The organism is Pseudomonas sp. PDM02, assembly GCF_014852285.1.
Classification (GTDB): domain Bacteria; phylum Pseudomonadota; class Gammaproteobacteria; order Pseudomonadales; family Pseudomonadaceae; genus Aquipseudomonas; species Aquipseudomonas migulae.
Genome location: NZ_JACVBL010000004.1, coordinates 23,254 through 36,491 on the forward strand (window position 1 = coordinate 23,254; position 13,238 = coordinate 36,491).

11 protein-coding genes are annotated in these 13,238 nt (G+C 58.3%); 3 read left to right on the top strand and 8 right to left on the bottom strand.

Going from position 1 to position 13,238, the window contains the following annotated elements:
* Positions 1-204: 204 nt before the first annotated feature.
* From IB245_RS08505 to minC, 8 genes are all read right to left on the bottom strand, one after another.
* Positions 205-2,361, bottom strand: a complete 2,157-nt coding sequence (locus tag IB245_RS08505; protein WP_192227305.1) for a mechanosensitive ion channel family protein — start codon at positions 2,359-2,361, stop codon at positions 205-207.
* Between the two features lie 78 nt (positions 2,362-2,439).
* Positions 2,440-2,607, bottom strand: a complete 168-nt coding sequence (locus IB245_RS08510) for a hypothetical protein (RefSeq protein ID WP_162130712.1) — start codon at positions 2,605-2,607, stop codon at positions 2,440-2,442.
* Between the two features lie 152 nt (positions 2,608-2,759).
* The gene (locus tag IB245_RS08515; RefSeq protein ID WP_008040545.1) at positions 2,760-4,049 is read right to left on the bottom strand and encodes a M18 family aminopeptidase; all 1,290 of its coding nucleotides are present in this window, start codon (positions 4,047-4,049) and stop codon (positions 2,760-2,762) included.
* A 106-nt stretch (positions 4,050-4,155) separates the two neighbouring features.
* The gene (locus IB245_RS08520) at positions 4,156-4,998 is read right to left on the bottom strand and encodes a lipopolysaccharide kinase InaA family protein (protein WP_008040546.1); all 843 of its coding nucleotides are present in this window, start codon (positions 4,996-4,998) and stop codon (positions 4,156-4,158) included.
* Positions 4,999-5,150: 152 nt separating this feature from the next.
* Positions 5,151-5,786, bottom strand: coding sequence for an RluA family pseudouridine synthase (locus IB245_RS08525; RefSeq protein ID WP_008031443.1), 636 nt, complete (start codon positions 5,784-5,786; stop codon positions 5,151-5,153).
* Between the two features lie 180 nt (positions 5,787-5,966).
* The gene (minE, locus tag IB245_RS08530) at positions 5,967-6,221 is read right to left on the bottom strand and encodes a cell division topological specificity factor MinE (protein WP_007944431.1); all 255 of its coding nucleotides are present in this window, start codon (positions 6,219-6,221) and stop codon (positions 5,967-5,969) included.
* Positions 6,221-7,033 (bottom strand): septum site-determining protein MinD, encoded by an 813-nt coding sequence (gene minD, locus IB245_RS08535; protein ID WP_008040547.1) that lies wholly within the window; start codon positions 7,031-7,033, stop codon positions 6,221-6,223. The genes minE and minD overlap by 1 nt, the downstream gene beginning before the upstream one ends.
* A gap of 200 nt (positions 7,034-7,233) precedes the next feature.
* Positions 7,234-7,971, bottom strand: coding sequence for a septum site-determining protein MinC (minC, locus tag IB245_RS08540; RefSeq protein WP_032832547.1), 738 nt, complete (start codon positions 7,969-7,971; stop codon positions 7,234-7,236).
* 118 nt (positions 7,972-8,089) lie between these two features.
* On the opposite strand from minC, the gene IB245_RS08545 reads away from it, so the two are divergent.
* From IB245_RS08545 to IB245_RS08555, 3 genes are all read left to right on the top strand, one after another.
* The gene (locus IB245_RS08545) at positions 8,090-9,022 is read left to right on the top strand and encodes a lipid A biosynthesis lauroyl acyltransferase (protein WP_008031451.1); all 933 of its coding nucleotides are present in this window, start codon (positions 8,090-8,092) and stop codon (positions 9,020-9,022) included.
* Positions 9,023-9,180: 158 nt separating this feature from the next.
* Positions 9,181-10,350, top strand: coding sequence for a patatin-like phospholipase family protein (locus IB245_RS08550; RefSeq protein ID WP_192227306.1), 1,170 nt, complete (start codon positions 9,181-9,183; stop codon positions 10,348-10,350).
* 73 nt (positions 10,351-10,423) lie between these two features.
* Positions 10,424-13,207: an RHS repeat domain-containing protein gene (locus tag IB245_RS08555; RefSeq protein ID WP_192227307.1), complete on the top strand. Its 2,784-nt coding sequence runs from the start codon at positions 10,424-10,426 to the stop codon at positions 13,205-13,207.
* Positions 13,208-13,238 lie beyond the last annotated feature (31 nt).

Genomic DNA, 13,238 nt, shown 5'->3' on the forward strand with positions numbered 1-13,238 from the left:
TTGATCGAACATAAAAAATCCCCGACTGGTTCGGGGATTTTTTTTGCCTGCGATTTGTTAAATATCGCCGATTTCACGTTTAGCTGCGATTCCTGTAGGAGCCGGCTTGCTGGCGATAAACGCACAGGCACTGCGTACATTCAGACCGCACACGTAATCGTTCACGCCCATCGCCAGCAAGCCGGCTCCTACAGGGGGCTGGGTTTAATCTGTTGCTGGCCCGCCACCCGCCGTGACCACTTGCACACTCATGCGCGGTGTCGCCAGATCGAGCCCGGCTTCATCCAGGTGTCGTTTCAAGGACAGGTTGAACGCCCGGGAAACTTCCCATTGTTTGATCGGCGCGGTCTTGAAGCGGGCCCGCAGAATCGCGTTGCCTGACTCGAAACTCTCGACCCCTTGAATCTCCAGCGGCGACCAGATGTTGCGTCGTTGCAATGGATCGGCGCGCATCTTCTGGCCGACGTCGCGCATCAGTTTGATCGCGTTATCGATGTCCATGTTCGAGGGGATCGCCACGCGAAAGATCGCGTAGCCGAACTCTCGCGAGTAGTTCTTGATGCTTTTGATTTCACTGAACGGGATGGTGTGGACGATGCCGTCGATGTCCCGCAGGCGCACGGTACGAATGGTCAGGCCCTCGACAGTGCCGAGGTGGCCGCCAACATCCACGTAGTCGTCGATGGCCAGGGAGTCCTCGATGATGATGAACAGCCCGGTGATCAGGTCCGCGACCAACGATTGTGCGCCGAAACCGATGGCCAGGCCGATCACGCCGGCACCGGCCAGCAGTGGCGTGACGTTCATGCCCATGTTCGCCAGGGCGACGATCAGTGCAACGATGAATATCGCCACGAACAGCACGTTGCGGATCAGCGGCATCATCGTCTGCGCACGCGCGTTGGCCTGGCCTTTGCGCGAGCGGGTGAGGGCGTGGTGCACCGCCGTGTCGCTGAGGATCCAGATCAGCCAGGCAAAAATCAGTGTGCCGCCGAGGCTGAACAGTTTGACGCTGACTTCATGGCCTTCGCCTTCGGTGAACGCAATCAGCGACATGCCCCAGACCCGCAGGCCAAGTTCGATGAACGCTAGCCACACCAGCAAGTGGGCGAGGGTATAGAAGAAGCTTTTCAGGCGTTCGGAATACAGTGCATGACGCTTCACGCCCCGTTGCGGTTTCAGTGCATGCCGGCGTACCAGCCCGTTGATGACCATGCACAACACCAGCAGCACGGTGCAGATCAGCGACTGGCGCAACGCGGTGCTGGTGTCGCCGGCGGAAACGAAGGTGGCGAACAGCGAAATCGCCACCAGCACCAGCGCTGGCATGTACCAGAAGGTGCCGAGAATTTCGATGGTGTCGCTGAGTGCGCGGCGGGTCAGGCGCCGTGACAGCGGTTGGTTGCGGATCAAGTGGGCGATGGGGCGTCGGAAGCGCAGGATGAACAGCCCGGTAGACAGCGCGGCCAGCACGTTGGCGATGGTGGCGGCGGTGTGCGCCAAATGGCTGCCGAGGCTGGCGACCAGTCGCGGGTCGTTCAAGGCTTCGCCGAACGCGGCAAAACTGCCGATCAGCCACAGCGGCCGAAAGGCCTGATGCCGCAGGATGTACAAGGCGCGGTGGCGGTGTGGCCCGTCGAGCAAGGAAAAGGCGATCACACAGATCGCCGAAAAACACGTGCCGACCACCAGCGCATAGGCCAGCACCATCGCCAGGCTTTTGCCCAATGACGAGGGCAGGGCGTAGGTCATGTAGACGGTCATCACCAGGGCGATCAGCCAAGGCCCGAGTTTGCGCAGGGCAAAGCGCAACATGTCGAGGGCCTTGGGGTGCTGCGGTAATTCTTCGGTCAGGCCGAAGCGCATCCGTACCCGGTGACCGAGCCAGATAAGCGCGGCGGCCAGCAGGCTCCAGACCATCAGAATCATGGCGAAGCCAAAGATGATCGGCAGCCATTCATTGGCCGGCAACACCAACCCCGCCAGTTCTTCCTTGGCCAGATCAAACTCGTCGGACCAGCGTGTGAGCGGGCTGTCAGCGCCGGAGAATTGTTTTTCAAAATTGGCCAGCGTGCCGCCAATCAGGCCCAACACGCCTTCTTCAGCAGCCGGTTGGGCTTTTTTGGTGGCGTCGCGCAGCTTCTTCAAGTCGGCCAGCAATTTGCTGCGTTGCTGATCGTTCTCCAGTGACTTGATGACTTCGTCGAGGGATTGCCCGAGGGGTTCTTGCGCCTCGGGCTGGGTTTTCGCCGAGCTGTTGAGCAGGCTCGGTAAACCGACGGCCTGGGCCGGCATGATCGGCAGCAGCGCCATCAGGCAGACGAGGAAAAGGCTGGGCAGGGCAAAAAGACGAGCGAACACTAGGCGGTCAACCTTGAAAAGAGCAGGTCGACCGAGTGTACGAGCCCGCCAAAATCAATGCGAGCCGAGGGCGAGGATTTATTCGTTGAGTTTGGCGAGGATCTTGAAGACGACGGTAGCGAGGATGGTCAGCATGCCGATCCACATCGCGAACACGCCGGCATTCTTGTCGCGGAAGTTGAAGCCGATCGCCAGCAGGATCATCCCGGCAAGAATCGGGATCAGCATGGCGTGAAATGAAGACATCGAGATCATGAGCGACTGCCTTGTCGAAGGGGATATTTAAAGTCTAGCGGTTTTAACACATGTAGGAGCCGGCTTGCTGGCGATAGGATCAGCGCGGTGCGTCAGTTGCACCGCGTCGCCTGGATCGCCAGCAAGCCGGCTCCTACAAGGTTTTACGGGAGCTCTTGGCTGGCGTAAAACGCGCTAAGCACTTTCACCAGGTGCGCCAGATCATGACTGCCGCACAGCTCCCGGATCGAGTGCATGGCGAATGTCGGCAGGCCGATGTCCACGGTGCGCACGCCCAGGTGGCTGGCGGTGATCGGGCCGATGGTCGAGCCGCAGCCCATGTCGCTGCGCACCACGAAGCTTTGCACCGGCACTTCTTCGGCCATGCACAGATGGCGGAAGAACCCGGCGGTTTCGCTGTTGGTGGCGTAACGCTGGTTGCTGTTGACCTTGATCACCGGGCCGGCGTTGAGTTTCGGGCCGTGGTTGGCGTCGTGCTTGTCGGCGTAGTTGGGATGTACGCCGTGGGCATTGTCGGCCGAGACCAGCAGGGATTTCTGAATGGTGCGTACGAATTCATCACCTTCGGGCAACAAGCGACGCAGCGTCTGCTCCAGCATCGGGCCATCAGCGCCACAGGCCGAGCAGGAGCCGACTTCTTCGTGGTCATTGGCGACCAGTACGCAGGTTTCGTCGGTTTCAGCCGTCAGCAACGCTTGCAGGCCGGCGTAGCAGGACAGCAGGTTGTCGAGGCGCGCACCGGCGATGAAGTCGCCATGCAGGCCGATGACCGCAGCGCTCTGGGTGTCGTAGAAGCTCAGCTCGTAGTCGAGCACCACGTCGGCGTTCAGGCCATGCTCGAGAGCAAGTTGATTGGTGAGCACGGCCCGGAAGTCCACGCGCTCGTCGCCGGCGAATTGCGCGAGGATCGGCGGCAATTCGGTCTGGGCGTTGATCGCCCAACCCATGTTGGCTTCACGATTGAGGTGAATGGCCAGGTTGGGAATGATCGCGATCGGCGTCTTGAAGTCGATCAGCTGGCTCTCGACCTTGCCGTCGCGTCGGAAGGTCACGCGGCCCGCCAGGGACAGATCGCGGTCGAACCACGGAGCCAGCAGCGCGCCGCCATACACTTCGACACCCAGCTGCCAGAAACCCTGGCGTTGCAGTTCCGGCTGGGGTTTGACTCGCAGGCACGGGCTGTCGGTATGGGCGCCGACCAGGCGGATGCCGCCGTGCAGGGGAGAGTGACGGCCCATTTTGACGGCGACAATCGAAGAGTCGTTACGGGTGACGTAGTAGCGGCCGTTGGCTTCGGTGGTCCAGGGCTCGCGTTCGTCGAGACGCTGATAACCCGCCGCTTCCAGGCGCTGAACAAGGCTGGCGGTGGCATGAAACGGGGTAGGGGAGGCCTTGAGGAAATCGATCAGGCCTTGGTTCAACTCTTCGCGCATAAGTAGCTCCAGACAGCAATGGCGCAAGTTTACCGTATTGGCTCACGGCATTGCAGACACAATGCCGTCCGTCGCGCGACGTTTGTCGGTGGGTCTGATTTGCGCGTCAGCCTGTGATCAGAAGTCCGCTGAGGAACACTTCACGGCGTTGCTTGCGACCCACGTATTCATGCTTGCTCGCGACATACACCGGGTTGAACTTTTTCTTCGAGATGCCAGGGAGTTGTCCTGTGTACGTTTCAACCAGCCGATCATAGTCGGCTTCAGTAATGTGTTTGTAGATTTCCCGGCGATAGAAAAATCCCAGCTGGAAACCCAGGGTTTCGCTTTGATGGGGTGTCTGGCCGGAGAAGCAGTTTTCAAAATCGATGGCTTTGAGCGGTGACTGCGACGATTCTGGGATCATGATGTTGCCGGCCCAGAAATCCATGTGAGTGATGTTCTTCAGGGCAAGGGAGTGGAGCAGATCGAAAGCATCCAGGATAAATGCCTCCACGTTGCCGGGGTTGCGTTTAAGCCACTGTACGCCGTCAAGATGGTCGTCAAGCAGGCGCGTGATAATGAAATACTCCTGGGTCAGTCCCAGCAGATCTTTGGTGTAGCCAAACCCTTGCAGTGGTGGCATCCGGACGCCACGGCGCTGCGCTTCATGGGTATTGATCAGTTCTTCCAGCGGCCAGTCGAAGCGACCGTTACGCTGTGGTTTGCCAAAGGTTACCCGCACTTTCGCCTTTAACGTATCCAGCGGCTGAACCTTGGCAAATAGAGGGGTGTCACCGCTGGCGAGCGGTGCGCTCGCGCGGGTGAGCTTGCGAGCGCTGCGCTTTTCAATCAGTTGCTCCAGCGCTTGCCGTGCTTCGATGCAAGGCTGTTCACTGAGGTGCAGGGTGGTGTTGGAAAAGTTGAAGGTGATTGGGTAGTCGTTCTGAAGTGTCTTGCAACTGAGCACGGGGCATCCTGCCTGCTATCGTAGTGCCATCATTTTACGTTTCTTTACAAATTTATGACAATAATTTAACGCCATTTTTACGACGGGTAATTTGTTTCAGTAAATGAAAACGCCCTTCAGTTGAAGGGCGTTTTTCATTTCGGCGAGTCTGCTCAAAACGGAGCGGGGCACTCGAAACGCAGGCGTTCACCGGTCTGCGGGTGAGTGAAGCTGAGCATGCTCGCGTGCAGGCATAGCCGTGGCCAGGCAGCCAGCGCCTGCTCGTGGGCATAGAGCCCGTCACCCAGCAGCGGGTGGCCGATGGAGAGCATGTGCACGCGCAACTGATGGGAGCGGCCGGTGATCGGCGTCAGTTCAACCCGGCACCAGTCGCCGCATCGTTCCAGCACGCGCCAGAATGTCAGGGCGTTTTTGCCGAACTCGAAATCCACCACATGGCGCGGCTTGGTCGGCGGGTCGTAGCGCAGGGGCAGGTCGATGCTGCCGCTGTCCAGTTCCGGCTGACCCCAGCAAAGTGCGGTGTAGGCCTTTTCGGTTTCACGGTCGTGAAATTGCCGAGACAATTCGCGATGGGTGTCCGGGTCACGGGCCAGCAGAATGATGCCGGAGGTTTCCCAGTCCAGGCGATGGACGATGCGGGCTTCGGGGTAGCCGTTTTCTTGCAGGCGGGTGATCAGGCAATCCTTGTTGTCATCGGCCCGGCCAGGGACGGAAAGCAACAGGGTCGGTTTATTCACCACCAGTACGGCGGCGTCCTGATGAATGATGTGGACGTTGGACAGCGGCATTAAACAGCCTCGTAACAAACGCCAACGGCGACTCAGGCTTTCAGGGCTCTTGTAGGAGCGAAGCTTGCTCGCGAAGGTGTGTCAGCAACGTTAATGTCGACTGACACACCTTCGCGAGCAAGCTTCGCTCCTACAAGGAGCTGCAAAAGCCTGAGCCGCCGTGGCTCCCGACGGGTCGACTCAGCGATCCGGCAGGGTGATATTGAGTTCCAGAATCGAGCAGCTACCCTGGTTTTCCAGGGCGACATGCACGTCATCGGACCCGATATTGACGTACTTGCGGATGACTTCGACCAGCTCTTTCTGCAAGGCTGGCAAGTAATCCGGCGTACTGCGTTGGCCGCGTTCATGCGCCACGATAATCTGTAGACGCTCTTTCGCTACCGAGGCGGTACTTGGCTTCTTGTTAGCACGAAAGAAGTCAAAAATGTTCATTACCGGCCTCCAAACAGACGCTCAAAGAATCCTTTCTTCGTCACATCGAGAAACCGATGCTCCACGGTTTTGCCCAGCAGGCGTTCGACCGCATCGCTGTACGCCTGACCGGCGTCGCTCTGATCGTCGAGAATCACCGGCACGCCGGAGTTGGACGCCTTGAGTACCGCTTGGGACTCAGGGATCACACCCAGCAGGGTCACAGCGAGAATTTCCTTGACGTCTTCAACGCCGAGCATCTCGCCATCGCTGACGCGTTGCGGGTTGTAACGGGTCAACAGCAAGTGTTCCTTGATCGGGTCTTCGCCGTTTTCGGCGCGACGCGATTTGCTGGCCAGCAGGCCCAGCATGCGGTCCGAGTCACGAACCGAGGAGACTTCCGGGTTGGTCACGACGATCGCTTCATCGGCGAAGTACATGGCCAGGTGAGCACCTTTCTCGATGCCGGCCGGGGAGTCGCAGACCACGAATTCGAAGTCTTCCTTCAACGCCATCAGGACTTTTTCCACGCCTTCGACAGTCAGCGCGTCTTTGTCGCGGGTCTGACTGGCGGCCAGTACGTAGAGGTTTTCCAGGCGTTTGTCTTTGATCAGGGCCTGTTGCAGGTTGGCTTCGCCGTTAACCACGTTGACGAAGTCATACACGACGCGACGCTCGCAACCCATGATCAGGTCGAGGTTACGCAAGCCGACGTCGAAGTCGACGATAACTGTTTTGTGACCGCGCAGTGCGAGGCCGGTACCGATAGCAGCACTGGTGGTGGTCTTACCCACACCACCCTTGCCGGATGTAACCACGAGAATCTTGGCCAAGGTGTTTCACCCCTAAGGAAAAAGGACATTTAGCCCCTGAAAAACATCTCTGGAAAAACGACTGCAGTCGGACAGCTTGGCTGGAATCCGGTCCTGAACCGCGCTTACCCCCGGTAAACACTGCTTTAGGCCTTTTTCCTACTTCGTTTGAGCCGTTTTCGCTACGTTTTAGAGATGCTTGGAAAATGCGGCAGTATCCGTTAAAGCCGAATGATGTTCAACACATCGCCCGACAGGCTGACCTGTACACCCGCGCCCCACAAAGGGTCGCGACGCAGATCTTCCGAAACCTTGTAGTGGCCTGCGATGGAGACCAGTTCAGCGCTCATTTGCTGACAGAAAATCCTGGCTTTCGTGTCGCCTTTGACCCCGGCCAATACACGACCGCGCATCGGTCCGTATACATGGATGTTGCCGTCGGCGAGAAGTTCCGCCCCCGGGCTGACCGAAGAGATCACGACGAGGTCGCAACCCTGGGCATAAATCTGCTGGCCGCCGCGTACCGGCGAGGTGATGATTTTCGTCGGTTTGATCGTCGGTTCAGCGGGTTTTTCCGGTTTCTTCGCCACGGTGCCTTCAAGCGGGTCCAGCGCACGCTCGCGGGCGCCGGACGGCGGCAGCACCGGCAGGTCGACCGCGATGGCGGCGGCGATGTCTTCGATGCGACTGGCACGGATCGCCAGGGTGCGCAGGCCGTGCTGGCGGCAGACGCGCATCAAACCTGGCAGATCGACCGCACCTTCGCTGGCCGGAAGCTTGTCCAGCGCCAGTACCAGCGGCGCGTTGCTGAAAAAGCCGGGCGCCTGGGCGACCTTGGCGGCCAATTGCCGATCAAGGCTTTCGAGGTCGTTGCGGGCCAGCTCCAGCACGGTAATGGCGAGCATGCTGCCCTTCAACTGGAACACGGGATCCTGGTCTTGCGGTTCGATTTGGCTCATGGTCGGCATACAACGGCTTGTCACTAAAAGTGCCGAGACTTATAACGAGAACGCTCGCGAGCCGCAAGCCGGGTCGAACGATGTAGAATGCGCGGCCATTGTCTTTCCGGAACCTTTAATGGATCGCCCGCGTTTTCAAAAAACATTTCTGATGCCGCGTTTCTGGCCGCTGTGGTGCGGCTTGGGGCTGTTGTGGCTGATCGTTCAGTTGCCTTACCCGGCGCTGCTGTTTATTGGTCGTGCCCTCGGTGCATTGATGTATCGCGCGGCGGGCGACCGACGGCGCATTGCCAAGCGCAACCTGGAGCTGTGCTTCCCGGAAAAATCCGCTGCCGAGCGCAAGCGCCTGCTCAAGGAAAACTTTGCCTCCACCGGCATCGCATTCTTTGAAATGGCCATGAGCTGGTGGTGGTCGCGGGAGCGCCTGGCCAGGTTGGCGCATGTCGAAGGGCTGGAGCACCTGAAAAAGGCCCAGCGCGAAGGCAAAGGCGTGATTCTGATGGCCGTGCATTTCACCACGCTGGAAATCGGCGCGGCGCTGCTCGGCCAGCAACACACCATCGACGGCATGTACCGCGAGCACAAGAACCCGCTGTTCGATTACATCCAGCGCAATGGTCGTGAGCGACACAACCTCGACTCGCTGGCCGTGGAGCGTGAAGACGTGCGGGGCATGCTCAAACTGCTGCGGGCCGGCCGGGCGATCTGGTACGCACCGGATCAGGACTACGGCGCCAAGCAAAGTATCTTCGTGCCGCTGTTCGGGATTCAGGCCGCGACCGTCACTGCCACCAGCAAGTTTGCGCGGCTGGGCAAGGCGCTGGTGGTGCCGTTCACGCAAGAGCGTCTGGCGGACGGCAGCGGTTATCGCTTGGTGATCCATGCGCCGCTCGAAGGTTTCCCCGGCGAGACCGAAGAGGCCGATTGCCTGCGGATCAACCAATGGATCGAAGGCGTCTTGCGCGACTGCCCGGAGCAATACCTCTGGGCCCATCGCCGCTTCAAGAGTCGTCCGCCGGGCGAACCCAAGTTGTACGCAAAACGCGGCTGAATCCCCAATCCCTGTAGGAGCGAGCCTGCTCGCGAAAAACCCGAGAGCGTCGCGGAGTGTCAGGCAGCCAACGTCATCGTTGACGACCATCGCCGACAAGCCGGTCTCGCTCCTGCAGGGAAATGGAAAATTCCAACTAGCACCATGGAGAGTTGTGCATGAGTCCAGGCGAACCGGTTACAGGGTTGATTCTTTCCGGCGGCGGGGCTCGGGCGGCCTATCAGGTCGGCGTGCTGGCAGCGATTGCCGAATTGCTGCCGTTGGGGGCAAACAATCCGTTCCCGGTGATCGTCGGCACCTCGGCCGGGGCGATCAATGCGGTCAGCCTCGCCAGTGGGGCGATGGATTTTCGCAATGCCATCGAACGCCTGACCGCTTTCTGGCAAGGGTTCCGTAGCCATCTGGTTTTGCGCAGCGACTGGCCGGGCGTGATCCGTCAGGCCAGCCGGTTTGTCAGCCACAGTCTGCTCGGCATCGGCGCTCAGGTGCCGGTGGCCCTGCTCAACAGCTCGCCGCTGCGCCGGTTGCTCAACGACAAATTGCACATGACCGGCATCGCCGAAGCCATCGCGCAGAAGCAGTTGAAGGCCGTGGCGGTCACCGCGTTCGGTTACGAATCGGGTCAGGCAGTCACCTTCTATCAGGGCGGCGGCACCATCGACGCCTGGTTACGCCATCGACGCATCGGCGTTCCTGCGCAGTTGACCGTCGAGCATTTGCTCGCCAGCTCCGCCATCCCACTGCTGTTCGCCCCGGTAAAAATCGGCGAGGAATATTTCGGTGACGGCGCGGTGCGCCAATCGGCACCGATCAGCCCGGCCCTGCACCTGGGTGCCAGCCGCGTGCTGGTGGTGGGCGTCAGCGGCAACCCGCGCGGGGTCGACCCGGAGCGACCGCTGCAACGGGCCTACACCGGGCAGCAGCCGACGCTCGCGCAGATCGGTGGGCACATGCTCAACAGTACGTTCATTGACAGCCTGGAAAGTGACATCGAACTGCTGCAACGCTTGAATCAGTTCAGCCATCTGATGCCCGCCGGCACGCCGACCCGCACGCTCGGCGTAGCGCCGGTGGAGGTGCTGGTGATTTCGCCGAGCCAGCCGATTGATGAGATCGCTGCGCGACATCGCCAGGAACTGCCGGCAGCGCTGCGTCTGTTTTTGCGCGGGCCGGGTGCGACCAAGACTAGCGGGGCGGGGGTGTTGAGTTACCTGCTGTTCGAGGCGGGGTATTGCAGCGAGTTGATTGATTTGGGGCGACGGGATGCGTTGGCCAAACGCGAAGAGCTGTGTCGGTTTCTCGGGCTTTCGGTGCCGGAGCCCGCTTGAACTGTCATTTGTGACAGTAGACGTACACTTGCTACTTTGATCAGATTAAAACCCTCAGGCAGAGGGTTCGAACATGGCGGCCGCGCAATGGATTGATGCTCACACACCGAGTCTGGCGGTGGTGGATTCACGCGGGTTGGTTGTGCGAAATGTCGCCTATTGCCGTCATCCGTTGAACCCGTCCGTTGATACCCGCATTACCCGTAACCACTTCGATCCTGCCGGACGGCTTTTTGCGTCCTGGGACCCACGCTTGTGGGGAACGGCGCCGAAACCCAATCTTGAAAACACCTTTGATCTGCAAGGCCGGGCTCTGCTGGTGGACAGTGTCGATGCCGGGTGGCAGCTCAGCTTAATGAATCAGGCGGATGCGGCCTGCTCGTTCTGGGACGGTCGCGGCGGTCAGCGTCACAGCGAATTTGATGAGCTCCAGCGCCTGACAGCCGTTACGGAGCATATGGCGCAGCAGCTGCCGCGCGTTTCCGAGCGCTTTACGTATGGCGATGCCCGTGACGAGCGGGCGGCCCATAACCAGTGTGGTCAACCGATCCGCCATGACCATCCGGCCGGCAGGCGCAGCTTCTGTGACTATGGCGTGGGTGGATCGCTGCTGGCGGAGCAAACGCGTTTCCTGCGCGATCTGGAGCTGCCGGACTGGTCATCTGAATTCGCCGAGGCGGAACTGGAAGACGAGGTGTTCGAGACGACGTGGCAGTACGGCCCTGTAGGAGAAATGCATTGTCAGACTGACGCCATGGATAACGTCAGATCGTTCGCTTACGACCGGGCCGGTCAGCTACGTGAAACCCGATTGAAGCTGGCCGGTTCTTTAGAAGATCCCCGTTTGCTGGTCAGTGAAATCCGCTACGACGCCTTCGGCCGGGGCGTCAGCGAACGGGCTGGCAATGGCGTTACCACCATTGCACGGTATGCAGGTGAAGACGGGCGCCTCCTGCAATTGCAGTCCTGCGATGTCGATGGCAAGCCGCTTCAGGATTTTAGCTACGGTTACGATCCCGTCGGCAATATCACCTTCATCGAAGACCTGGCTCAACTGACGCGTTATTTCAATAATCAGCGGATCGATCCGGTCTGTCGCTATGGCTACGACAGCCTTTACCAACTGACCGAAGCCATTGGCAGCGAAGTCAGTCAACCCAGTTACGGCCCGGCTTTGCCAACCTGGCAAACCACGCCGCTGGACCCCAACCAGTTGCGCAATTACACCCAGACTTTCAATTACGACGCCGCCGGCAATCTGAAAACCCGCCATCACAGCGGTGCAGAAACCTTTGAGATGTTTACGGCGACGGACAGTAATCGCAGCGTTGCGGATAAAGGCAATCTGGTCGACGGTTTCGATGCCAACGGCAATCAGTTGGAGTTACTGCGCGGGCAAAAGATGAGTTGGGATGTACGGAACCAGCTCAGCAGCGTAACGATGGTCAAGCGCGACGACGGTCCTGACGATACTGAATGTTACTGCTACGACAGTCCCGGACATCGCTTGCGAAAAGTCCGACTGACTCTGGCTGCGCATCGCACATTGCGTTCTGAAACGCGCTACTTGCCGGGTTTGGAAATCCATCGTGACAAGGCCACTGGAGAAGAGCGGCATGTGGTCAGTGTTGAGGCCGGGCGCGGTCAGGTCCGCGCCTTGCACTGGGTCGATGGATTGCCTCGTGATGTTCGTAACGATCAACTGCGTTTTTGCCTGAGCAATCATCTGAATTCCAGCACTCTGGAGTTGGATGAGCAGGGCAGAGTTCTGAGTCGGGAGGTTTATTACGCGTTTGGTGGGACGGCGTTGTGGGCGGGTGTCAGCGAGATCGAAGCCAGGTACAAAACGATTCGTTATTCGGGTAAAGAACGGGATGCGGCGGGGCTTTATTATTATGGGTATCGGTATTACGCGCCTTGGTTACAAAGGTGGGTGAGTCCGGATCCTTTGGGGCGGATAAATGGCCTGAATATTTATAATTTTGTTGGCGGGAGACCCGTTTTAAATGTTGATATTGACGGTAGATATGACTGGGAAGGCGACTCTATAGAACATGATGTATTGAAAGGTGGGGATCATATATTGGCGAGGGGATTGAAGGAGTTTTCAGGTGTGGAGCAATCTATTGTGTTGGAGGGCCTGAAAGAATCTATCGAAATAATCAATGATGCAATTGCGATGCTGAAGGAGTACCCGCAGGCAAGCGAGTCAATACAAAGTGCTTTTTTGGGGCCGGCGTATGAAGAGGTTGTTGGGAACGTTGTGAAGGGGTGGGGGCGAACCAGGAATATGTTGGCTAATTATCAGGCCGAGAGTGGGCAGAGTCGGTTCGTGAAAATAAAAGCCCCAGACGGGGTAAGTATTGTTGGGTATATAATGGAAGCCGATACCGTAGGTCGTATGTTTTTAAATGAAAATAATATAGAAGCTGGGGTGACGATAAATACAACTATTTTGCATGAGGCGTCACATCTACCTAAAAAAGTTGAAGGAATGCCGGGGAAAGGAGCCTCTACTGTTGATTATTGGTCATTTCCACTGCTGCTTGATAATGGTTTTTCTGCGAATACTTCGCTTGTAAGAAAAACGTTAGATGAGGTTATGGAGGCTTCTCGTCAGGTGATGAGGGGCGAGTCGCCAGATTTCTTTAGTGTAGGGTTTATAAAGGATCGAAAATTTTTTACTGAAACTATAAGTGAGGGTTCGGAAAATTCCGTGATGGATTTCCGCGCCGCGCTTGATGAGTTTAATGGTAGTGCAGATGTTCGAGGTGTAATGGGCAGTAATAATGCAGATACTTCGACATATTTGGCGTATGCCTTGCATGTGGAATACCAAAAGAGGCTAAATCACTAGCCTCTTTCCGGGTGTCCAGAATATGCTCTGG

What these genes read in the sequence shown, in the direction of transcription:
- IB245_RS08510 (WP_162130712.1), bottom strand. Translation starts at nt 2,607, where the DNA reads ATGTCTTCATTTCACGCCATGCTGATCCCGATTCTTGCCGGGATGATC.
- IB245_RS08515 (WP_008040545.1), bottom strand. Translation starts at nt 4,049, where the DNA reads ATGCGCGAAGAGTTGAACCAAGGCCTGATCGATTTCCTCAAGGCCTCC.
- IB245_RS08525 (WP_008031443.1), bottom strand. Translation starts at nt 5,786, where the DNA reads ATGCCGCTGTCCAACGTCCACATCATTCATCAGGACGCCGCCGTACTG.
- minE (WP_007944431.1), bottom strand. Translation starts at nt 6,221, where the DNA reads ATGAACATTTTTGACTTCTTTCGTGCTAACAAGAAGCCAAGTACCGCC.
- minC (WP_032832547.1), bottom strand. Translation starts at nt 7,971, where the DNA reads ATGAGCCAAATCGAACCGCAAGACCAGGATCCCGTGTTCCAGTTGAAG.
- IB245_RS08545 (WP_008031451.1), top strand. Translation starts at nt 8,090, where the DNA reads ATGGATCGCCCGCGTTTTCAAAAAACATTTCTGATGCCGCGTTTCTGG.
- IB245_RS08550 (WP_192227306.1), top strand. Translation starts at nt 9,181, where the DNA reads ATGAGTCCAGGCGAACCGGTTACAGGGTTGATTCTTTCCGGCGGCGGG.
- IB245_RS08555 (WP_192227307.1), top strand. Translation starts at nt 10,424, where the DNA reads ATGGCGGCCGCGCAATGGATTGATGCTCACACACCGAGTCTGGCGGTG.